Consider the following 20957-nt stretch of genomic DNA (forward strand, 5'->3'; position numbering starts at 1 on the left):
GTAATTTTCCACTACAAAATTATGAAAAACAATTCAACATATCAAGCAGACTCTATCAAAGTTTTAAAAGGTCTTGAAGCTGTTAGAAAAAGACCAGGAATGTATATTGGCGATACCGATGATGGAACAGGTTTGCATCATATGGTCTATGAGGTTGTTGATAACTCAATAGACGAAGCTTTAGCAGGACACTGTAAAAATATAGATGTTAAGATAAATTCTGATGGGACTATTACAGTAAGAGATGACGGAAGAGGAATACCCGTTGATATGCATAAGGGTGAAAAAATGTCTGCAGCGGAAGTTATTATGACTCAGCTTCATGCTGGAGGAAAATTTGATCATGATTCATACAAAGTATCAGGTGGTTTACATGGTGTTGGAGTTTCAGTTGTAAATGCATTATCAGAAAAATTAAAATTAGAAATCGATAGAGATGGAAATAGATATTTTATAGAATTTAAAGATGGAGCCTCAAAAGCACCTCTTAAAGTTATAGGAAAATCAAAAGAAACTGGAACACAAATAACTTTTTTACCATCAAAAGAAATATTTTCTTCAATTAAATTTACTCCAAGTATAATTATTAAAAGAATGCGTGAACTTGCATTCTTGAATAAAGGAATAAAAATAACCGTTAACGATTTAAATCAAAAAAAAGAAAAAATAATTGTATTTAAGTTTGATGGGGGAGTTTTAGAATTTGTTGATTTTTTAGACGAAAAAAGAGAAAAACTTGTTAATAAAACCGGTAATGATTTATTTAAGAAGCCTATTTATATTGAAGGAAAAAAAGATAATATTGAAATTGAATGTTCTTTAAAGTGGAATGCAAGTTATGGAGAAGACATCTATCCTTATACAAATAACATTTATCAAAAAGATGGTGGTACTCATTTATTAGGATTTAGGAGTGCTCTTACTAGAGTTATTAATAAATATGCTACAGAGCATAATTTATTAAAAAAAAATAAATTAACTATTTCAGGAGATGATATTAAAGAGGGTCTTACATGTGTAATTTCAGCAAAGATACCTGATCCTAAATTTTCTTCTCAAACAAAAGATAAGCTTGTTTCATCAGAAGTTAGAATGATTGTAGAAAGTATTGTTAGTGAAAAACTTTCAATATGGTTTGATCAAAACCCAACTTTATCAAAGATTATTTTAGCTAAAGTAATGCAGGCAGCTCTAGCAAGAGATGTTGCTAGAAAAGCTAGAGAAAATGTTAGACGTAAAGGCGCTTTAGAATTAAGTGGATTACCTGGAAAATTGGCAGATTGTCAAATAGGCAAACAAGAAGGAACAGAATTGTTTATTGTTGAGGGAGATTCTGCAGGTGGTTCTGCTAAACAAGGAAGAAATAGGTCAAATCAAGCTGTTTTACCACTTAGAGGAAAAATTCTTAATACTTATGTGGAAGAGATTATTCTTAAAAAAAATAGTAATAGAGATGGTAGCGAACATAGAACAAAATCTTTAGCAAAAATGATGTCATCTAATGAGGTTGTGACTTTAATTAATGCACTTGGCCTTGATCCAAAAGTTGAAGATATTGATTTGAAAGATTTAAGATATGGAAAAATTATTATCATGACTGATGCTGATGTTGATGGTTCTCATATACGAGCATTATTACTAACATTCTTTAACAACAAGCCATTTAATAAACTAATTGAAAATGGACATGTTTATCTTGCACAGCCACCTTTATTCAAGATTAATAAAGGAACAAAAGGCATTTATATAAAAGATGAAAAAGAGTTAGAAGATTATATTTTAAAGAATAATAAAGAATTACAAAAAATTAAAAAAGGAACAAAAGAATTTACTAAAGCTTATGAAGATGAAAAATCTAGAATGAGCATTCAAAGGTTTAAGGGATTAGGAGAGATGAACCCAGAAGAGCTATGGAATACTACGTTAGATCCTGAAACAAGAAATTTATTACAAGTACAATACTCAAAAGATATAAAAAAAGATCAAGATTTAATACACACATTAATGGGTAATGATGTTGCATTGAGAAAAGATTTTATTGTTTCAAATGCAATTAATGTTCAAAATCTAGATATCTAATAATGAAGTTTTTCGAAACTTCTAAATATTTTTCATTAAAAAAATCGACCTACATCAATCTAAGATGGATTGCTATTATTGGCCAACTTATAACAGTTAATATTATTTATTTTGTTTTTGATTTTAGATTTAATCTAATTTTAGAAAATTTGATAATTTTGATTGGAGCGCTAAGTAATCTTTATTTAATCTATATTAATAAAAACACACAACTGTCAGATAAAATAGCATTTCTTTTTTTATCTATTGATATTTTACAACTGAGTTGTTTGATTTATTTAACAGGTGGAATTATAAATCCTTTTTCAATTTTTTTGATTATCCCGGCTATATTTTCATCATCTAATTTAGGTTTGAGGAGTAATTTATTGTTAGTTAGCTTCACAGTTTTATTGATTATTTTTCTTACTTTTTTTAATCAACCTTTGCCCTATCCAATTAAAGAACATTTTCACGTAGACAGCTATTATTACTATTCAATTCCAATAGCATTAATTATTGCTTTAATTTTTTTAAATTATTTTGCATTAACCTTCGGATCAGAATCTAGAATAAGGAAAGAGGCACTAAATAAAATGGAAGAAATCATGTCAAAAGAACATGAGCTATTATCATTAGGGGGGCAGGCTGCTGCCGCTGCACATTCATTAGGTACACCGTTTTCAACAATGAAGATTATCTCCACTGATTTATTGAAGCGATTTAAAGATAATGAAGATGTTAAAAAAGATATTGAGTTATTATCCAGTCAATTAGAGAGATGTAGTGAAATTTTAAAAAAATTAACATTAAACCCAATAATCGAAGATAATTTTATTGATCGCGATTTAACAATGGCAGAATACGTGAGTGAAATAGTCAAGTCATTCCAAGAAACAAGTAAAAAAGATTTTATTGTAAATTATGATCAAAATTCAAATCCACTAAATATAACTAAATCAATAGAAATTGTTTATGGGCTAAGAAATTTTATCGGTAATGCAAATAAGTTTTCTGAAAATAAGATTTTTATTAATATAAAAAGTGATAGTGATTTCACAGAAGTTATGATTGAAGATGATGGAGAGGGATACCCAAAAGATGTTTTGAGTAAAATTGGAGAGCCTTATATTAAATCTTTTAAGTCTTCAATAAAATCTAAATCTGGATTAGGTCTTGGAATTTTTATAGGCAAAACTTTACTTGAAAAAAATTATGCAAATATTTTATGCAGAAATTCCCAAACAAGAAGTGGGGCTGAAGTAAGTATTAAATGGAAAAATGAAGATCTTTTAAAACTTTAATGTAGTTTTTTTTTATTTTCAAATAAGCCACTCAATTGTGAAACCATAACATCTCCAAGTTCATGCACATCTGTTATTTTAATAGCTTTATTGTAATATCTAGAAACATCATGCCCAATACCGATAGCTAAAATTTCAACGTCACTCTTAGTTTCTATAAATTTAACCATTTTTTTTAAATGTTTTTCTAAAAAATCTCCTGAATTAACAGATAAAGTAGAGTCGTCAACTGGGGCACCATCTGAAATAACCATCAGTATTTTCCGTTCTTCTTTTCTTTTTTTAATTCTATTATAGGCCCACGAAATAGCTTCCCCATCAATATTTTCTTTTAATAATCCTTCTTTAAGCATTAAGCCTATATTGTTTTTTGCCTGTCTCCACTGTGTGTCTGCACCTTTATAAATTATATGTCTTAAATCATTTAATCTTCCAGGATTTTTTGGCTTATCATTTTTAGTCCAAGCCTCTCTGCTTTTACCACCTTTCCAATTTTTTGTAGTAAAGCCTAAAACCTCTACTTTTACTGAGCATCTTTCTAAGGTTCTAGATAATATATCTGCACAAAGTGCAGCAATTGTTATTGGCCGACCTCTCATGGAACCAGAATTGTCTATTAACAAGGTTACGATTGTGTCCTTAAAATCAAGATCTTTTTCTTTCATAAAAGATAAAGAATTATAAGGATCCATAATTATTCTAGTTAATTTTGAGCTATCTAATAAACCTTCTTCTAAGTCAAACTCCCATGCTCTATTTTGTTTTGCAAGGAGCTGCCTTTGTAGTTTGTTAGCAAGCTTAGTAATCAAATCTTGAAACCCGACAAGTTGTTGGTCTAAATTTTTTCTTAATTTTTGTGTTTCTTTTATATCTTCTAATATTTCAGCTTTTGCAATTTCATCAAATTCTGTGGTGAATACTTTGTAATCTTGATCAATATTATCAATATTTGTTTTTTGTAAAACACTTTCTGCACTCTCTTTTAAAGAATCTGAATCTTCTAATTGCTCTTCCATCTGCTGGTCGCTTAGATCAAAGCCAGCATCTAAACTAGTCTGACTATCATCTTGATTATTTTCTTCCTCTTTGTCATCAGACTGGCCGTCATTATCGTTCTCTGATTTATTATCTTGCTCATTTTCTTGTTCATCGTTTTCTTCATTATTTTCTTCATTATTTGAAGCAAAGACATCCATATTCTCTAAAATTTCTGAAAATTTTAAACTATAATTATTTTGATCTTCCAAATTTTTACTTAAAAAATCAAAATGCTTATCAATAGATTCGTCAAATTCTTTCTTCCAAAAATCTAACATTTTTGTAGACACATCATTGAGCTCTAATTTAAAGAATTTGTTTAACATATATAATTCAAAAGCTTCATTAACAGGAACATCTTCTTTATTTTTTAATTGTTCTTTACGATTAGAAAGTATTTTTTGGTTATAATTTTCACTTAAATTTTTTCCAACTCCTTTAAGCATTTTGCCGCCAAGAAGTTCATACCTGATTTTTTCGGCAATATTATATAAAGATTTACAAGAAGGATTATTAGGTAGGTTTTTATTAAATATTTCTTTATTTGAAAATTTTTTCTTTAAGGCTCCAGAGTCAGTTTCTGCTCTTAGTTTAACAAAATCGTTTTTATTTGATAAATTGGTTACATCAAAAAAATCAGTTTTTTTATTACTTAAATCTTTATCTAATTTTTTAACATCTAATTTATAATCTTCAGAAATTACTTTAGCTGTAGAAATTAATGCTTGTTTAAATTGCTCTTTAAAATTGTTTTCTTTTGAGCTCATTTAGATCTGAATATTAACCATCGACTCTGGTAATTCTTCTCCAAAACATCTCTGATAATATTCAGCTATTGTATTTTTTTCTATATCGTCACACTTATTCAAAAAAGTGACCCTAAAAGCATAACCTGTGTCTTTGAAAATTTCAGCATTTTCAGCCCAATGAAGTACCGTCCTTGGACTCATTACAGTTGATATATCTCCAGCTATAAAGCCCTTTCTAGTTAAAGATGCAACTTTAATCATGTTAGAGACTTTTTCTTTACCTTTTGGATTGTTTAAATTTTTATTTTTAGCAAGAACGATTTCCATTTCTCTATCAAGACTAAGATAGTTTAAAGATGTTACAATATTCCATCTATCCATCTGCCCTTGGTTAATTTGTTGAGTACCATGGTACAATCCTGTTGTATCTCCTAGACCAACTGTATTTGAAGTCGCAAATAATCTAAAAAATTTATTTTGTTTAATAACTTTATTTTTATCTAAAAGAGTAAAATTACCTTCAGCTTCTAATACTCTTTGAATAACAAACATCACGTCTGGTCTTCCTGCATCATACTCATCAAAAACAAGTGCAACAGGGTTTTGAATGGACCAAGGTAAAATACCTTCTTTAAACTCAGTAATTTGTTTTCCATCTTTTACAACAATTGCATCTTTTCCAATAAGATCAATTCTACTTACATGACTGTCTAAATTTACTCTAATACAAGGCCAGTTTAATCTAGCTGCGATTTGTTCAATGTGAGTAGACTTTCCTGTACCATGATAGCCTTGAACCAAGACACGTTTATTAAAAGCAAAACCTGATATGATAGCAAGGGTAGTATCTCTATCAAACTTATAATTTTTATCTATTTCGGGAACGTATTCACTTCTTTTAGAGAAAGCGTCAACTTCCATATCTGAATCAATTCCAAAGCTTTGCTTTAAAGACATTTTAATGTCTGGCTGTATGTTTAAATTAGGTGTCAATTTTTTCCTTATAAGTATTTTTTAGCTGAGTATAAGCTAAAGTAATTAATTTAAGTTTTTCTTCGTATTCTTTATTTCCCAAATTAATATCAGGGTGAAATTTTTTGACAAGAGTTTTGAACTGATCTTGTATTTGTTCCCATTTTTGGCCAACTGAAACACCCAGAATACTAAAAGCTTTAATATCATTAGCATCAAATTTGAATTGATTCATGTGGTTATACTCACCTCTAAGTTTGGTTTTATCAAATTCATCTTTTAACGTATTGTTCCATAGAACTTTAAAAAAATTATCTGAAGAGCTAAAGCTTTGAGTGGGTTTATGCCAGGTCATGTCAGACTTTAAAAAATCAAATACCTGCTCATCATCCATTCCTTTAAAATAATTCCAATTTTTATTAAATTCTTTAACATGAGCTAAGCAAAGCAATCTGTAGCGTTTGCTATTATCTTTCTCAATTGGTGCCTTATATTCACCAGTATCAAAGCAATTATTCCAATCACAAATATTTTTCATGCTGTATAGTAATAAATTATTATTTATGAATATAAACGAATTAATTAAAATTGTTAAAAATAAACTTGAAGCAAAAATTATTATACAAGATCTTAAAATCGAAGATAAAAGTTTTTTACATAAAAATCATAAAGGAAATCAAGAAGGAATGTTCCATCTAAAATTAATTATTAAATCTGAAGAGCTTAAAAAATTAAATAAGATAGAATCAACCAAGAAAATCTATAATATTTTAGAGTATGAGCTGAAAGAACACATACATTCTATCCAAATACTACTTAGTTAATTCTTTTTTTAAAAAGAGATTAATAGTTTTTTCATTAAACTGTAATTTGTAAACTGGAGAACCTATTCTTTTAATCAAAACTAGACTAATTTTCTTTGTATTATTTTTTTTATCTTTTTTCATAAAAGATAAAATTGTATTTAAATTTTTTATTGAAAAGAATTTATTAATATCTCTTGGAAGATTTAAGTCATTTAAGTGACCATCAATTAATTCAAATTCTTTTTTATTTAAAATTTTATTTAATAAACTAAATCTAGCAGCAGTTTTAACACCGAGGATAACTGCTTCACCATGATTTAATTTTGCTGAATAACGCAGTGTTGCTTCAAAGGCATGAGCAAAAGTATGTCCAAAGTTTAGTATTTTTCTTATACCTAATTCTTTTTCATCAGCCTCAACTACTTTTTTTTTAATCAAGCAGCTTTGATGAATAGCTGTTTGTATAAAGGGACTTTTTAATTGGATAATTTTTTTTCCATTTTTATTTAAAAAGTAAAAAAATTTTTTTCCATTAATAAGTGAGTGTTTTAAAATTTCACCATAGCCACATACAACTTCTCTTTTTGGTAAAGAGTTTAAAAAGTTAGTATCTGATATAACTAGACTAGGTTGATAAAATGAGCCAATTAAGTTTTTACCATATTTGGTGTTTACACCTGTTTTGCCTCCGATTGATGAGTCGACCTGTGAAAGTAGTGTAGTTGGTATATTTACAAACTTTAAGCCTCGCTTAAAAGTACTTGCTGCAAAGCCTGATACATCACCGGTAATACCACCACCAATAGAAATTAAACAATCATTTCTATTAAAACTTTTTTTTAAAAGAATTGATGTGATTTCATTGACACTTTTTAGATTTTTATTTTTTTCACTCGCATTAAAATAATGAATTGAAACAAATCCTTTTGGTAAAGATTTTAAAGTATCTTTTACTAAATTTTTTGGAATATTTTTGTCAATTACTAGAAGACATTGATTAAAATCAATAGAATTTTCTTTCAAAAATTTATTTACTTTTTTTAAAATATTATTTCCAATAATAATTGAATATTGTTGACTGTTGGTGTTAACTTTTAATTTAATTAAGCTCATATGTTTTTATTATAGTTTTAACTATTTCACTTTTTGTTAATTTATTACAGTTTATTTTAAAATTAGCTTTTGAATATACTTTCTTTCTTTTATTAATAATGGCTTTAATTTCAAGATCAGTTGAATTTGAGGCTAAGGGTCTTTTTTTACTACCTTTAATTCTTTTAATTAAAATTAAATCATCCCAATCGAGCCAAAAAGAAAAATGATTTTTTAAAATATCTTTTCTTATCTTGTCATTAATAAAACTGCCCCCACCTAAAGAAACAACAACTTTTTTATGTTTTAAAGACTTAATAGTTATTCTTTCTTCTAAATTTCTAAAGTATGCCTCGCCATTTACTTTAAATATTTCTGAGATGGTCATACCAGCATGTTCTTCAATTAAATTGTCTATATCAATGAATGGAATATTCAATTTTTTGGAAACCATAGCCCCAATAGAAGATTTGCCTGACCCCATCATACCTAAAAAAACGAGGTTTTTATTTGAATTCATAAGCTTTCTTTATTGAAAAAACACAAATATGTCTTAATTTGAAATTACTAAAGAATATATGCAATTTTCAAAAAACACAAGCAATCGGAGTGGTAAAAGTTTATTAATCAAAATAGTATTTGTGTTAATTATTTTTATTGGAGCCATAGTACTACTTGGTAAAATTGAATTTCCATCTCCAAATAAAGACATTGAAAAAATCATCCCTAATGAAAAACTTAAAATTGTTAAGTAAGAACTATTTTTTAGTTATATTATTTTCTTTATTTTTTGGTTTTGCAACCAACTCACAAGAACCAGTGGATATCTGGGAAGTGGGAGAAAAAAAACCTAAAGAAAACTTAATCTTAACAGAAGATGAATTAGAAAAAAATATTCCCCAGAATAGTATTTATGATATGCAATCCCAAAAAGAAGGGGAATTAAGCATAGAAGAAACGCAAACTTTAATTTCAAAAGAAAAAAAATTAATCGGAATTTATGACCCTGCAGAAAATGGGTTGGATATTAATATGTGGTCCAATTCTAACGGAGATCAAATTTTAAATATCTTTAAAAGAATAGATAAATTGGAACTTTCAAGAGATGCTGCAGAGATTTTGGATGTTTTATTATTAACAAATGCACATTATCCAGAAATGAATATTTCAAAAGAACAGTTTTTAGAAATTAAATCAAAGTGGCTTATTAAGCGCTCAAACTTTGACTTGATTGAAAAATATTTATTGAATAATGAGATTATTAATGAACATCCAAAACTTACCAAACACTTAGTAGATCATTATTTGTCTCAATCAGATGTTGAAAAAGCTTGTGAAATTTTTTCTAAAATTAATGAACAGATACAAGATTTATATTTATCTAAATTCAACATTTATTGCTTAATTAATAATAATAAAAGAGATGAAGCTCAATTGCTTATCGATCTTCAATTAGAATTAGGCATTGCAGATAAGTTTTTTAATAAAAAAATTGATTATTTAATGGGGTATAATACAGAACCAGCAACAGAAGTTTCAGAAAAAACAATTTTAGATTTCCATTTATCTCACAGAACGAACCCAGAATTTAAATTTGAACCAAAAAATACCACATCCAGGCAAATATGGAAATATCTATCAACTTCAAATCTATTAGATGATATCAGTGATATTGAGCTTACAGATATAGAGAAAATTACGAGTATTGAAAAAGCAACACATGAGGGAAATTATGCAGAAAAAGAATTATTTGAACTTTATAAGAGATTTCAATTTAATATTAATCAATTATTAAATATTAAAGAATCAACAAAAGTACTCTCAAAAATAGAAACAAGAGCGCTAATTTATCAAGGAATTTTAATTACTACTGAAATTGAGAATAAGTTACAGTTAATGAACGCTCTCAAAAATTCTTTCAAGAATGACGGTATTGAAAATGCATTTAATATAGAATTAAAAAATTTTTTAAAAAATATAGAAGAGAACAAGGTGCCTTCAAATTTTACAACATTTTATCAAAATAATTTAGGTAATGAAGAGACAGAACAAGCAAATATTAAAATAAATAATAAAATTTTACATCAATCAAAATTAATAAATTATTTAAAATTAGAAAAATCTAAAAATGATCCCACAAAAGATATAAATGATTTCTTAAAAAAAATAAAAAAAGATAAAAAATATTTTTTTTCTAAAAAAGATGTAATTTTAGTTGAGACCTTTAAGTCCGATGGTGTCAAGATTTTAGAGAAGTATGATGATTTATACCAAATAAACGATTCAGAAATACCATCTGATATTCAAATATTTGTTAACAGTGGTGATATGGCTGCTGCATTGCTTAGAATTGTTGAGGTAATAGGGCAGGACAGCTTAAATGCTATTGATGAGGATACGTTATACTTTATTATAAGCACACTTAATCAGCTAAATGCGGATCCACTAAGAAATAAAATACTCTTTAAAGTTCTTCCTTTAAAAGTTTAAAATTTATACTAAAATAATCAACCATAATGTCAGTTAAACCAATTTTAACAGAACCAAATAAACTATTAAGGCAGATTTCTAAACCAGTTGAAAATGTTGGTGATGAAGAAAGAAGACTTATGGATGATATGTTGGATACTATGTATGCAGCACCGGGAATAGGTCTTGCAGCAATTCAAATAGGGGTACCAAAAAGAATTATAGTAATGGATATAAGTAGAGATGAAGACAAAAAGGAGCCAAGATATTTTGTTAATCCAGTAATCAAAAATAAAAATGATATAACGTCAAAATATGAAGAGGGTTGTTTGTCAGTTCCTGATCAGTTTGCTGAAATAGAAAGACCAAATGAATGTGAAGTTGAATATTTAGATTACAATGGAAAAAAACAATTATTAAAAGCAGATGGATTATTGGCTACTTGTATTCAACATGAAATGGATCACTTAGAAGGAGTTTTGTTTATAGATTATTTATCTAAATTAAAAAAATCTATGATAATTAAAAAACTCTCTAAGATTAAGTCGAATAGAATAATCGTTTAAATGACAAAGAAAATTGTCTTCATGGGTACACCATTTTTTGCTGTACCAATTTTAAAATCTTTATATGAAAAAAATTATATAATACCTGCTGTATATACACAGCCACCAAAAAAATCTCAAAGAGGTCAAAAAATAAATAAGTCGCCAATACAAATTGTAGCAGAAGATTATAATATAGATTGTAGAACACCAGACACATTAAAAGCAAATAAAGAAGAATATGAATATTTAAAACAACTAGATTTAGACTTGGTAATTGTTGTGGCCTATGGTCAAATAATACCCAAAGAATATTTAAATCTTGCCAAAAAAGGTTTTATAAACATTCACGCCTCCCTTCTGCCAAAGTGGAGAGGTGCTGCACCCATTCAAAGGTCTATTATGAATTTAGAGAAAGAAACAGGAATTAGTATTATGAAAATAGGAGAAAAACTTGATACTGGTCCAGTTGGCAATAGTTATAGAATAAAAATTAAAGATAGTGATAATGCAGAAACAATATCAACTAAACTTTCAATTTTAGCTTCAGAAAAAATCATAGAAAATGTAGAAAATATATTTGAAGATAAATTAACATTTAAAGAACAAGATGATACAAGCGCAACCTATGCTTCTAAAATTGAAAAATCAGAGGGTGAAATTAAGTGGAATGATAATGCAGAAAGTATTATTGGAAAAATAAACGGATTATACCCAAGCCCTGGGGCCTTTTTTATTTTTAAAGATGAAAGATACAAAATTTTAAAAGCAGAATTAGGAAATAAAAGTGGTGAGATAGGTGAAGTAATGTCCAATGATTTAGAAATTAGCTGCGGTAACCAAAAATCTATCAAAATTATTGAAATTCAAAGACAAGGAAAAAAGCCTCAAAATATTAATGAATTTGTTCTTGGTTCTCAAATTACAAAAGGCTCAAGAATAACAAATGTTTAGATATCAAGTCTTAATAGAATATATAGGAACTAATTTTGTTGGTTGGCAAATACAATCTAAAGGAAAATCAATTCAAAAAGAAATACAAGTCAAGTTATCAAAATTTTTAAAAGAAAAAGTGGTTTTGATAGGATCTGGAAGAACAGACGCAGGCGTTCATGCAATAGAGCAGTCAGCCCATTTTGATAGCAAAAAAGAAATTCAAAATTTATATAAGTTATTAAAATCAATTAATTATTTTATAAATGATAAAGGTATTTCTGTTTTAGCAATTAAAAAAAGAAGTCTAAAATTTCATGCACGACATTCAGCCAAACAAAGAATTTATAAATATATAATTTTTAATAGATTAAGTAAGCCTTCTCTTGAAAAAGAAAGGGGTTGGCACATAATCAAAAAATTAGATATTGAGTTAATGAAAAAAGGGGCAAAAAAACTTTTAGGTACTAAAGATTTTTCTACTTTTAGAGCATCAAGCTGTAATGCAAAAAGTCCAATCAAAACTATGAAATCTGTTAAGATTAAATCAAAAGATGGAAGAATTGAAATACAATTTAAATCACAATCATTTTTACAACAACAAGTACGATCAATGGTAGGTAGTTTAAAATACTTAGCTGAAAATAAATGGGATTTAAAAAAATTTGAATTTGTTATTAAATCAAAAAAAAGAATTCTTTGTGCACCACCAGCACCTGCTGAGGGATTATTCTTAGAAAAAGTTATTTACTAGTTTTTTGTCGGCCAATACTAAATTTTTTATTAATTCTCCATCTAGATTCTGCTCTAACAATATAACCACAACAATTTTTTGACTTACATTTGCATGGAAATTGTTTGTAATCTTCATCATAACCAAAACCATAATCGGCTGTAATTTCTTCACCTTTTTTAATATCTTTTATAGCAACCACCCATAACTTTAAACCTGTCCCGTTATAATCGCAATTATTAGAACATGAGTGATTTATTAAACGTGCTGTGTTCCAAGAAACATCTCCATCCAAGTCATATTTTTTATTCAAATTAAATAAATAGATGGGCTTTGCATTATCAAACTTTTGTGATTCTTCTGTTTGTTTCTTAGTGATAATTTTACCCACATAATCAATAATTCTAGTACCTTTTTTGATATCTTTTGCAGCATATAGGCCACGACCTTTTTTATCGATGTCAGATTTTTTAATTTTGTAAAGTTTCATTGTGAGTTCTTTAATGCGTATTGAGAAATTATCAATTAAATTCTAGTAAAGCTTTTACATGCATCTCAGTGCTTTCTTGAAGTGCTTGTAGATCGTATCCACCTTCTAAAATTGACACTACTTTTCCATCACAATATTGTTTTGATAACTCGAGTGTTCTTTTGGTAATACTATAAAAATCTTTTGACTCTAATTGAAGTTGTGCCAATGGATCATCTTTATGAGCATCAAACCCTGCAGAAAGTAAGATAAATTCAGGTTTAAACTCTTTAATTTTATTAAGTACAAATTCATAAGCATTTAAATACTCTTCAGAAGTTGTTCCTGCTGGTAAAGGAATATTTAATATATTGTTATGTTTTCCTTTTTCATCTTTAGTGCCTGAGCCTGGGTAATAAGGGTATTGATGAGTAGAAATATATAAAACTTTTTCATTATCATAAAAAATATCTTGAGTGCCGTTTCCATGATGTACATCAAAATCAATAATTGCTATTTTTTTAAGTTTATATTTATTTATAAGATAATTGGCTCCAACAGCGACATTATTATAAATGCAAAAACCCATAGCTTTATTTTTCTCTGCATGATGTCCTGGAGGTCTAACGGCACAAAAAGCATTTTTAAAATCTTTATTTTGAACACCATCAATAGCTGTTATAATTGAACCTACAGCATCTGAGGTCGCATCCTTACTCCCAGGGGAGACAATCGTATCTCCATCTAAAAAAGATAATCCTTTTTCAGGAAAAGATTTTTCTACAAAATTTATATAATCAGAATTGTGCGTTATTTCTAAAAGTGATCGGTCAAATTTTGAAGGTTTTTTCCAAACTAAATCTTTATTATCTAACTTTTTAAAGTTATCGATAACTACTGTAACTCTATCAATTTTCTCTGGATGACCGTCGCCTGTATTATGATTTTGATAAGTGCCAGAGGTTATTAAACCAGTTTTCATTTAAAATAATTTTCTAAAATATTATAATATATTTTAGTCAATTTTTTTAGATCTGAAATAGACACTGCCTCATCTACTTTGTGCATTGTTTTACCTACTAGACCAAATTCTAAACATGGGGCAATTTTTCTAATAAATCTTGCATCAGAAGTTCCACCTGTTGTAGACAGTTGAGGTTTAATTTTTGTAATTTTTTTTATTACATCTCGAATCATATAAGTTGTTTTATTGGGCTTAGTTAAAAAAGCTTCACCTGATACACGGTATTCAACTTTAAAATTAGATTTATCTTTTTTAGTAATTTTTTTGAAAATTTTATTCAACCTATTCTTTAAGCTAGAAGACGTATGTTTATTATTAAATCTTATGTTAAGGGTAGCTCTTGCAAGGCCTGGAATAACATTATCAGCTGTATTATTGATATTAATTTTGGTTACCTCTAAATTTGTAGGCTGAAAGTCTTTTGTTCCTTTATCAAATTTTATTTCTTTTATTTCATTTAGTATTTTTATTAATGAAGTCGATGGATTTTTAGCACGATGAGGATATGCAACATGACCTTGAGTTCCAATTATCGTTAATTCAACATTAATACTTCCTCTTCTACCTATTTTAATCATTTCACCAAGTTTATTAGGGTTTGTTGGCTCACCAACTAAGCAAAAATCTATTTTTTCTTTTTTCTTTTTTAAGTAATCAACTACTTTTTTAGTACCATTAATTGCAACACCTTCTTCATCACCAGTAATTAATAAACTAATTGATCCATTAATTTTTTTATTAGTTAATACATAGTTGTTTACAGCAACAACCCAGCTTGCAATTGCACTTTTCATATCATTAGCACCTCTACCAATAAGATGATTTTTTTTAATAGTTGGACTAAAAGGTTTAATCGTCCAATCTTGTATATTTCCGGGAGGCACTACATCCAAATGACCAGCAAACATAAAGTTTGGTTGAGTATTACCCAATCTTGCATATAGGTTTTTAACTGGTTTAGAGTTTTTATCTTTAAACACTAAAATCTTACATTTAAATCCAATAGTAGTTAATTTTTTAGCTAAGAATTTCATTACCCCAGCATCAATTGGTGTAATGCTTGGAAATCTTATTAGCTCTTTAGCTAATGTGATTTCATTATAAGTTGGCATTTAGTCTCTTAATAAGTCGTTAATAGAAGTTTTAGATCTAGTTTTTTCATCAACTTGTTTAATAATTACTGCACAATATAAAGCAGGACCTTTACCATCTTTACTAGGAATGCTACCTGGAACTATTACTGAGTATGGTGGAATTTTTCCATAGATTACTTCACCAGTTTCTCGATAAACAATTTTTGTAGATTGACCAATAAATACACCCATAGATAATACAGATCCTTCTCCAACAATTACTCCTTCAACTATTTCTGAACGAGCTCCAATAAAGCAATTGTCTTCGATGATAGTAGGGTTAGCTTGCATTGGCTCTAATACACCTCCAATTCCAGCACCACCTGATATGTGACAGTTCTTTCCTATTTGTGCACAAGACCCTACAGAAGCCCAAGTATCCACCATAGTTCCTTCATCTACATAAGCTCCAATATTTACAAAGCAAGGCATTAGTACTGCATTCTTTCCAATAAAAGATCCTTTTCTAACTGGAGAATTTGGAACCATTCTAAAACCAGCTTTTATATGATCTTCCTTAGTCCAATTTGCTGTTTTACCTTTTAATAAATGAGATTTATCATACCAACTACTATACGGGCCGCTTAATGAATCCATATCATGAGTTCTAAAACTTAACATTATTGCTTTTTTAACCCACTGATTAACTACCCACTCATTGCCATTTTTTTCAGCAACTCTTAGCTCACCTTTATCAACAAGTTCAATTGTTTGGTTGATAGCATCTAATATAGATTTATCAGATTGACCATTTATGGAATCTTTATTTTCCCAAGCTGTATTAATAATGCTTTCAAATTCTTTCATAGTTTCATTTTATCTTTAGTAGGTTAGTTTTATTGTGCTTTTAATATATTAATTTCTTGAAGAAAAGAAGGCAAGTTCTTAATCTTATAATCAATATATGGTTTATCGGCATCTTTTTTTGCAAATACTTCATCATTCTCAAGCCAACAAGTTTTCATTCCTAAATTTTTCGCTTGTTCTAAATTATGAGCAATATCTTCGATTAATATTGATTTTGTTGGATCAAGCTCAAATTTTTCTATTATCTTTTTATAAGGTTCAATTTTTGGTTTTGGAATAAAATTAGCATCAACAATATCAAACGCTCCATCAAACAAATCATCTATACCTAGTTGTTTAGTTACATTTTCAACATGAGCGTGAGAACCATTAGTAAAAATATATTTCTTTTCTTTTATTTTAATTAATTCTTCTCTTAATATCTCATCTTTAGGAAGCCAGCTAATATCAATATCATGAACAAATTCCAAAAATTCATGTGGATCAATTTTATCGTGACTCATTAATCCAGATAATGTCGTTCCATATTCATAGAAGTATTTTTTTTGAATTTCTCTTGCTTTAATTAAATCGACATTAAATTTCTTTGAAATAAAAGAAGACATCTTTTTATCAACTTCAGAAAAAACCTTTGTTTGTCCAGAATACAAAGTATTATCTAAGTCGAATAGCCAGTATTTAGTATCAATTAAATTTTTCATTCTCTAATTAAAGTTCCTGAACCATTATCAGATAATAGTTCAAAAAGGAGTGAGTGATTTTTTCTTCCATCAATTATTACAACTGCCTTAACTCCATTACTTGCAACATCTAGACAATTCTTAATTTTAGGTATCATTCCACCAGAAATTACTTCTTGATCAATTAATTCATTAGCTTTTTTAGAATTAATTTCAGGGATTAGTTTTTTTTCACTGTCTAATACGCCCTCAACATCACTAATAATCATTAATCTTCTAGCTTTTAGTTCAATTGCAATTGATCCTGCAGTAGTATCTGCATTTATATTAAAGGTCTGATTATCTTTATCCACACCTAAGGGTGCAATGACTGGTACTTCGTTTGCTTTTATTGTTTCAGTTAAGAACTCTTTGTTAATCCCAGTAGGCTTTCCCACAAATCCAAGATCTTTATCTTCTTGCTCAACAGTAATTATATTATTTTCTTTTGAGGTAATTCTTTTTGCTTTGCAGTCTAACTCATTTAAAGCTTCAACAATCTCTTTATTAAATTCAATTAATACATCTTTAACTATGTTGATCGTATCTTTATCAGTAACTCTTAGTCCGTTAATAAAATTGCTTTTAATATTAACTTCTGAAAGTTTATTATTAATTCTTTTTCCACCTCCATGAACAATTATAGGATTGAAACCAAGTTTTTTTAAAACGACTACATCTTCAATAAAAACTTTAAATAATTTTGGATCAACTAAAACACTGCCACCACACTTAATGATAATAAATTCATCATTATATTTTTCTAAATATTTTTTTACTTCTTCAACTGTTGGGCCATCTTTGGGTAGGATATTTATTAATTCTTCTTCTCTTAACGATGACATTTATGTTGTTTTGATAGTCATTTTTCTTTGAACAATATATTGTTGTATCATTGTGAAGATGTTGTTGAAGCTCCAGTAGATAACAAGACCTGCAGGAAATGGTGCAAGAATTACAGTTAAAAATACTGGAAAGAACATAAATATTTTAGCCTGTATAGGATCTGGTGGCGTTGGGTTAAGCTTTTGCTGTATCCACATTGTGATACCCATGATAATAGGCCACGCACCTATTAATAAGAAAGAAGGTGGATCCCAAGGAATTAAACCAAAAACATTGAATAAAGATGTTGGATCTCTATCACTTAAGTCATGTATCCATCCATAAAATGGCATGTGTCTCATTTCAATGGTTACAAATAATACTTTATATAGTGCAAAGAAAACTGGAATTTGAACTAGGATAGGCAGACAACCGCTCATAGGATTAACTTTTTCTTTTTTATAAAGAGCCATCATTGCTTGTTGTAATTTCATTTTGTCATCCTTGTGCAATTCTTTCAGACGAGCCATTTCAGGTGCTAATAACTTCATTTTACCCATAGACTTAAAACTAAAGTTGGCAAGAGGAAAGAAAGCCAATCTAATGCAAATAGTGACAGTAATAATTGCTAAACCGTAATTACCAAGCAATTTAAAGAAGTAATCTAATACAAAGAATAAAGGTTTTGTGATGAAATACATAAAACCCCAATCAATCGCTAGATCAAATTTTTTGATATTTAAATTTTCAGCATAACCATCAATGACATTTACTCTTTTAGCAGCAACTATAATTTGAATTTTTTCTTCTATAGAGCTGTTTGCTTTAACTTCAATACCTTTGGTAGATATGTAATTTGCTCTGAATTTATTTTTATAGTCAAAAGTTGTTTTAAATTCTTTACCCTTTGGTGGTATAACTGATGTAACCCAAAACTTGTCTGAAATAGCAACAAATCCATCTTGTGCGATTTGAGTAAATTTTTTATCCTGGATATCGTCGTAATCTTCCTCAATTAATTCATCATCAAGTACAGATAAAAACCCTTCATGCAAAATATAAAAACCAGATATTTCTGGTAATTCGTTTCTAATTATTTGCCCATAGGAGTAAAAATTATAAGATTTATCTGATGAGTTAATTATTTTTTCTTTTACAGTAAATAAAAATTGATCATCTAGACTTATATGTTTTTCAAATGTAATCCCTTGAGTATTACTCCATGTTAGCTTTACAGGATTATTATTAGTTAATTTGTTATTTCCTGAAACTTCCCAGACGGTAGAAGCATCAGGTATATCTATATTTTTATTAGTGCTTACAAAGCCACTTTCAATTAAATAACCATCTTCAACATTTCTTGGGCTTAATAAGGTTATTTTTTCATTTCTATTAAGTTCAATATTGTACTCTTTAAAAGTCAGATCATCTATCGCCGCACCCTTTAAAGAAATTGACCCAACAACACTTCCATTTTCAAATTGAATTCTATCATTTTCTTTTAAAGCATCTGCTCTTGAAAGTTTTGAAAAATTTTCATTTTTATCTAAGCTAGGAGTGTCTTCATTATTTTCAATTTTATTTTGTTCAGCTAGATTTTTTTTAATAGTTGCAGGGTCAGGCTGAAAAAAAAGAGAGTATAAAATAATTACCGCTGCTGATAAGGATATTGCTGCGATTACGTTTCTAGTATCCATTATTTCTTAGCCTTTAATTCTTTATTTACTGGATCAAATCCTTCACCACCACCTAACATTTTAATGGGGTGGCATGAAAATATTCTTTTAGTGCTTTTTGATATCCCTTTAATGAGCCCATATGTTCTTAAACATTCAATTGTATACTCTGAGCAAGTTGGAAGATATCTACACGAAGGAGTTAAGTAGGGGCTAATAACCATTTTATAAAATTTGATCAGGCCAATTAAAATGTTTGATATAATATTCATTACTTAATCTTTTCTATGTCTTGGAATAAAGTATCTTTTATTATCGCATATTCATTGTTTAGCATAGTTATTTTCGCAATCACAAGGTAAGAATAATTAAAGTTTATAGACACTTTTTTTATAGCTTCGTTCATTATATTTCTTAATCTTCTTTTAATTTTATTTCTCTTTACAGCACTACGGATTAGTTTTTTTTTAGCTACAAAGCTAATATTTAGTTTTTTATTATCTTTATCTGCAAGAGGACCAAAAAAGAGAGTGATATATTTATTTGAGATTTTTTTTTTCTTAAGTAAATTTTTAAAATCTTCGTTTTTAGAAAGAGCAACAATTTTGCTTTTCATTTATTTTGAACTATTTACCCTGAGGTTTTTTTTGAGTGGATGACACTGTAAGGTTTTTACGTCCCTTATCACGTCTTCTCTTAATAAGTTTCTTCCCACCTTTAGTTGTCATCTTTGATCTGAAGCCATGCTTCTTAAGACGTTTTCCAACTTTGGGCTGATATGTTCTTTTCATAGGATTTATTTAAGTTTTTTTAAATTTCGCCCTTTATAGTAATTATATGTATAAATAGCAAATAGAAGATTTTATAATACGACCAATAAATTATGGAAAAATCAAAAAAAGTTAAGATAACTTTAGGTTTATTTTATCTTCTAGTTGTTTCATCATTTTTATACTTTTTTTTATCAAAATTCACCCTCGAAGAATTAACAAGCTATGAATTTATTAAAAACAATAGAGATTATTTTTTTGGATTAAAACAAACTAATTTATTTTTAATTTCTTTAATATTTTTAACAGCCACAATTATCTGGGTTGTGATGGCTGGATTTGGTTTGCCAGTTGCACTCTTAGCAGGGTTTATTTTTGGCAAGTGGCTTGGAACGATTATTCTAATAATTGGAATGACTATTGGTGCAACAATTTTATACATCATTGGAAATTATTTTTTTAAAGAAATTATTAAAGAAAAGTTTTTAAATAGATTTAAAAATTTAGAAGTAAAATTTAAAAAATCAGAATTTATTTATCTTTTAGCTTATAGATTTATTGGAGGCATTCCTTTTGCATTATCAAATGTGTTACCTTGTATTTTTAATGTTAGAGTGAGTAATTTTTTTTGGGCAACATTAATAGGATTAACTCCACCACTATTTTTAGTTGTTTCAATTGGAAGTGGACTTGAAAAAATCATAGAACAAAACTTAGAAGCTCCTAGAATCATTGATTTGATATATTCACCAGATATCTACATTCCAATGATTGCTTTTGGAGCTTTATTAGTAGCTGCAATTGTTGCTAGAAAAATATTCTACAAAAAATAATC

The 20957-nt window shown here is 28.2% G+C and carries 23 protein-coding genes; 8 read left to right on the forward strand and 15 right to left on the reverse strand.

The genetic code is table 11. The annotated features are described in order from the left end of the window. Positions 1-21: 21 nt before the first annotated feature. Both AC5SLY_RS00200 and AC5SLY_RS00205 read left to right on the forward strand, forming a co-directional pair. On the forward strand, positions 22-2079 hold the full coding sequence (locus AC5SLY_RS00200) for a DNA gyrase subunit B (RefSeq protein WP_494598835.1): 2058 nt from the start codon (positions 22-24) through the stop codon (positions 2077-2079). Between the two features lie 2 nt (positions 2080-2081). Further along, positions 2082-3362: an ActS/PrrB/RegB family redox-sensitive histidine kinase gene (locus tag AC5SLY_RS00205; RefSeq protein ID WP_494598836.1), complete on the forward strand. Its 1281-nt coding sequence runs from the start codon at positions 2082-2084 to the stop codon at positions 3360-3362. Here the strand turns inward: AC5SLY_RS00205 and AC5SLY_RS00210 are convergent. From AC5SLY_RS00210 to AC5SLY_RS00220, 3 genes are read right to left on the reverse strand one after another with little or no spacing between them, the layout of a single operon-like run. Further along, on the reverse strand, positions 3359-5167 hold the full coding sequence (locus AC5SLY_RS00210; protein WP_020169020.1) for a cobaltochelatase CobT-related protein: 1809 nt from the start codon (positions 5165-5167) through the stop codon (positions 3359-3361). The two genes, AC5SLY_RS00205 and AC5SLY_RS00210, sit on opposite strands and share 4 nt — an antisense overlap. Continuing rightward, positions 5168-6142: a cobaltochelatase subunit CobS gene (gene cobS / locus AC5SLY_RS00215; protein WP_018413771.1), complete on the reverse strand. Its 975-nt coding sequence runs from the start codon at positions 6140-6142 to the stop codon at positions 5168-5170. Continuing rightward, positions 6132-6659 carry a J domain-containing protein gene (locus AC5SLY_RS00220; protein ID WP_006997453.1) on the reverse strand — a complete coding sequence of 176 codons (528 nt, stop codon included), beginning with the start codon at positions 6657-6659 and terminating at the stop codon, positions 6132-6134. Before AC5SLY_RS00220 ends, cobS begins: the two co-directional genes overlap by 11 nt. A gap of 25 nt (positions 6660-6684) precedes the next feature. On the opposite strand from AC5SLY_RS00220, the gene AC5SLY_RS00225 reads away from it, so the two are divergent. Continuing rightward, positions 6685-6945, forward strand: coding sequence for a BolA/IbaG family iron-sulfur metabolism protein (locus AC5SLY_RS00225; protein WP_230454312.1), 261 nt, complete (start codon positions 6685-6687; stop codon positions 6943-6945). On the opposite strand, the gene aroB is transcribed toward AC5SLY_RS00225, so the two are convergent. Together aroB and AC5SLY_RS00235 are read right to left on the reverse strand one after the other, a co-directional pair. After that, positions 6934-8040 carry a 3-dehydroquinate synthase gene (gene aroB, locus AC5SLY_RS00230; protein WP_494598837.1) on the reverse strand — a complete coding sequence of 369 codons (1107 nt, stop codon included), beginning with the start codon at positions 8038-8040 and terminating at the stop codon, positions 6934-6936. The two genes, AC5SLY_RS00225 and aroB, sit on opposite strands and share 12 nt — an antisense overlap. Then, the gene (locus AC5SLY_RS00235; protein WP_494598838.1) at positions 8027-8539 is read right to left on the reverse strand and encodes a shikimate kinase; all 513 of its coding nucleotides are present in this window, start codon (positions 8537-8539) and stop codon (positions 8027-8029) included. Before AC5SLY_RS00235 ends, aroB begins: the two co-directional genes overlap by 14 nt. A gap of 209 nt (positions 8540-8748) precedes the next feature. On the opposite strand from AC5SLY_RS00235, the gene AC5SLY_RS00240 reads away from it, so the two are divergent. The 4 genes from AC5SLY_RS00240 to truA are packed head-to-tail and all read left to right on the forward strand — an operon-like array spanning position 8749 to position 12720. Further along, the gene (locus tag AC5SLY_RS00240; RefSeq protein ID WP_494598839.1) at positions 8749-10509 is read left to right on the forward strand and encodes a hypothetical protein; all 1761 of its coding nucleotides are present in this window, start codon (positions 8749-8751) and stop codon (positions 10507-10509) included. 26 nt (positions 10510-10535) lie between these two features. Then, complete coding sequence (gene def, locus AC5SLY_RS00245) at positions 10536-11054, forward strand: peptide deformylase (protein ID WP_020169025.1); 519 nt, start codon at positions 10536-10538, stop codon at positions 11052-11054. Continuing rightward, a complete protein-coding gene (gene fmt, locus AC5SLY_RS00250) occupies positions 11055-11987 on the forward strand; it encodes a methionyl-tRNA formyltransferase (protein ID WP_494574086.1) in 933 nt (310 codons plus the stop codon). It abuts the gene before it with no gap. Beyond that, complete coding sequence (gene truA / locus AC5SLY_RS00255; protein WP_494598840.1) at positions 11980-12720, forward strand: tRNA pseudouridine(38-40) synthase TruA; 741 nt, start codon at positions 11980-11982, stop codon at positions 12718-12720. The genes fmt and truA overlap by 8 nt, the downstream gene beginning before the upstream one ends. Here the strand turns inward: truA and AC5SLY_RS00260 are convergent. The 10 genes from AC5SLY_RS00260 to rpmH are packed head-to-tail and all read right to left on the reverse strand — an operon-like array spanning position 12710 to position 20143. Next, positions 12710-13189, reverse strand: coding sequence for an SET domain-containing protein (locus tag AC5SLY_RS00260; RefSeq protein WP_006997444.1), 480 nt, complete (start codon positions 13187-13189; stop codon positions 12710-12712). The two genes, truA and AC5SLY_RS00260, sit on opposite strands and share 11 nt — an antisense overlap. A gap of 31 nt (positions 13190-13220) precedes the next feature. Next, positions 13221-14150, reverse strand: a complete 930-nt coding sequence (locus tag AC5SLY_RS00265) for a histone deacetylase family protein (protein WP_006997443.1) — start codon at positions 14148-14150, stop codon at positions 13221-13223. Continuing rightward, a complete protein-coding gene (dapE, locus tag AC5SLY_RS00270) occupies positions 14147-15304 on the reverse strand; it encodes a succinyl-diaminopimelate desuccinylase (protein WP_494598841.1) in 1158 nt (385 codons plus the stop codon). The genes AC5SLY_RS00265 and dapE overlap by 4 nt, the downstream gene beginning before the upstream one ends. Further along, positions 15305-16132, reverse strand: a complete 828-nt coding sequence (gene dapD / locus AC5SLY_RS00275) for a 2,3,4,5-tetrahydropyridine-2,6-dicarboxylate N-succinyltransferase (protein WP_006997441.1) — start codon at positions 16130-16132, stop codon at positions 15305-15307. Positions 16133-16161: 29 nt separating this feature from the next. Beyond that, complete coding sequence (locus tag AC5SLY_RS00280) at positions 16162-16833, reverse strand: pyrimidine 5'-nucleotidase (RefSeq protein ID WP_027306796.1); 672 nt, start codon at positions 16831-16833, stop codon at positions 16162-16164. After that, a complete protein-coding gene (gene argB / locus AC5SLY_RS00285) occupies positions 16830-17696 on the reverse strand; it encodes an acetylglutamate kinase (RefSeq protein WP_494574089.1) in 867 nt (288 codons plus the stop codon). The genes AC5SLY_RS00280 and argB overlap by 4 nt, the downstream gene beginning before the upstream one ends. Beyond that, on the reverse strand, positions 17697-19373 hold the full coding sequence (gene yidC, locus AC5SLY_RS00290) for a membrane protein insertase YidC (protein WP_494598842.1): 1677 nt from the start codon (positions 19371-19373) through the stop codon (positions 17697-17699). After that, positions 19373-19624: a membrane protein insertion efficiency factor YidD gene (gene yidD / locus AC5SLY_RS00295; RefSeq protein WP_020169032.1), complete on the reverse strand. Its 252-nt coding sequence runs from the start codon at positions 19622-19624 to the stop codon at positions 19373-19375. The genes yidC and yidD overlap by 1 nt, the downstream gene beginning before the upstream one ends. After that, positions 19624-19968 (reverse strand): ribonuclease P protein component, encoded by a 345-nt coding sequence (gene rnpA, locus AC5SLY_RS00300; protein ID WP_011281733.1) that lies wholly within the window; start codon positions 19966-19968, stop codon positions 19624-19626. Before rnpA ends, yidD begins: the two co-directional genes overlap by 1 nt. A 10-nt stretch (positions 19969-19978) precedes the next feature. After that, a complete protein-coding gene (gene rpmH / locus AC5SLY_RS00305) occupies positions 19979-20143 on the reverse strand; it encodes a 50S ribosomal protein L34 (RefSeq protein WP_494598843.1) in 165 nt (54 codons plus the stop codon). Positions 20144-20235: 92 nt separating this feature from the next. Between rpmH and AC5SLY_RS00310 the strand changes: the two genes are divergently transcribed. Then, entirely contained in the window at positions 20236-20955 is a 720-nt protein-coding gene (locus AC5SLY_RS00310) for a TVP38/TMEM64 family protein (protein ID WP_011281734.1), read from the forward strand. Positions 20956-20957 lie beyond the last annotated feature (2 nt).

Source organism: Candidatus Pelagibacter sp. PS_23, assembly GCF_059417905.1.

Excerpts from the sequence above, each read along its gene's own strand:
- AC5SLY_RS00265 (WP_006997443.1), bottom strand. The coding sequence starts at position 14,150 with ATGAAAACTGGTTTAATAACCTCTGGCACTTATCAAAATCATAATACA.
- AC5SLY_RS00310 (WP_011281734.1), top strand. The coding sequence starts at position 20,236 with ATGGAAAAATCAAAAAAAGTTAAGATAACTTTAGGTTTATTTTATCTT.
- AC5SLY_RS00225 (WP_230454312.1), top strand. The coding sequence starts at position 6,685 with ATGAATATAAACGAATTAATTAAAATTGTTAAAAATAAACTTGAAGCA.
- yidC (WP_494598842.1), bottom strand. The coding sequence starts at position 19,373 with ATGGATACTAGAAACGTAATCGCAGCAATATCCTTATCAGCAGCGGTA.
- AC5SLY_RS00200 (WP_494598835.1), top strand. The coding sequence starts at position 22 with ATGAAAAACAATTCAACATATCAAGCAGACTCTATCAAAGTTTTAAAA.
- AC5SLY_RS00280 (WP_027306796.1), bottom strand. The coding sequence starts at position 16,833 with ATGAAAAATTTAATTGATACTAAATACTGGCTATTCGACTTAGATAAT.
- AC5SLY_RS00260 (WP_006997444.1), bottom strand. The coding sequence starts at position 13,189 with ATGAAACTTTACAAAATTAAAAAATCTGACATCGATAAAAAAGGTCGT.
- AC5SLY_RS00210 (WP_020169020.1), bottom strand. The coding sequence starts at position 5,167 with ATGAGCTCAAAAGAAAACAATTTTAAAGAGCAATTTAAACAAGCATTA.
- yidD (WP_020169032.1), bottom strand. The coding sequence starts at position 19,624 with ATGAATATTATATCAAACATTTTAATTGGCCTGATCAAATTTTATAAA.
- fmt (WP_494574086.1), top strand. The coding sequence starts at position 11,055 with ATGACAAAGAAAATTGTCTTCATGGGTACACCATTTTTTGCTGTACCA.
- AC5SLY_RS00220 (WP_006997453.1), bottom strand. The coding sequence starts at position 6,659 with ATGAAAAATATTTGTGATTGGAATAATTGCTTTGATACTGGTGAATAT.
- def (WP_020169025.1), top strand. The coding sequence starts at position 10,536 with ATGTCAGTTAAACCAATTTTAACAGAACCAAATAAACTATTAAGGCAG.
- truA (WP_494598840.1), top strand. The coding sequence starts at position 11,980 with ATGTTTAGATATCAAGTCTTAATAGAATATATAGGAACTAATTTTGTT.
- aroB (WP_494598837.1), bottom strand. The coding sequence starts at position 8,040 with ATGAGCTTAATTAAATTAAAAGTTAACACCAACAGTCAACAATATTCA.
- AC5SLY_RS00235 (WP_494598838.1), bottom strand. The coding sequence starts at position 8,539 with ATGAATTCAAATAAAAACCTCGTTTTTTTAGGTATGATGGGGTCAGGC.
- rpmH (WP_494598843.1), bottom strand. The coding sequence starts at position 20,143 with ATGAAAAGAACATATCAGCCCAAAGTTGGAAAACGTCTTAAGAAGCAT.
- AC5SLY_RS00205 (WP_494598836.1), top strand. The coding sequence starts at position 2,082 with ATGAAGTTTTTCGAAACTTCTAAATATTTTTCATTAAAAAAATCGACC.
- argB (WP_494574089.1), bottom strand. The coding sequence starts at position 17,696 with ATGTCATCGTTAAGAGAAGAAGAATTAATAAATATCCTACCCAAAGAT.
- dapD (WP_006997441.1), bottom strand. The coding sequence starts at position 16,132 with ATGAAAGAATTTGAAAGCATTATTAATACAGCTTGGGAAAATAAAGAT.
- rnpA (WP_011281733.1), bottom strand. The coding sequence starts at position 19,968 with ATGAAAAGCAAAATTGTTGCTCTTTCTAAAAACGAAGATTTTAAAAAT.
- dapE (WP_494598841.1), bottom strand. The coding sequence starts at position 15,304 with ATGCCAACTTATAATGAAATCACATTAGCTAAAGAGCTAATAAGATTT.
- AC5SLY_RS00240 (WP_494598839.1), top strand. The coding sequence starts at position 8,749 with ATGAAAAACTTAAAATTGTTAAGTAAGAACTATTTTTTAGTTATATTA.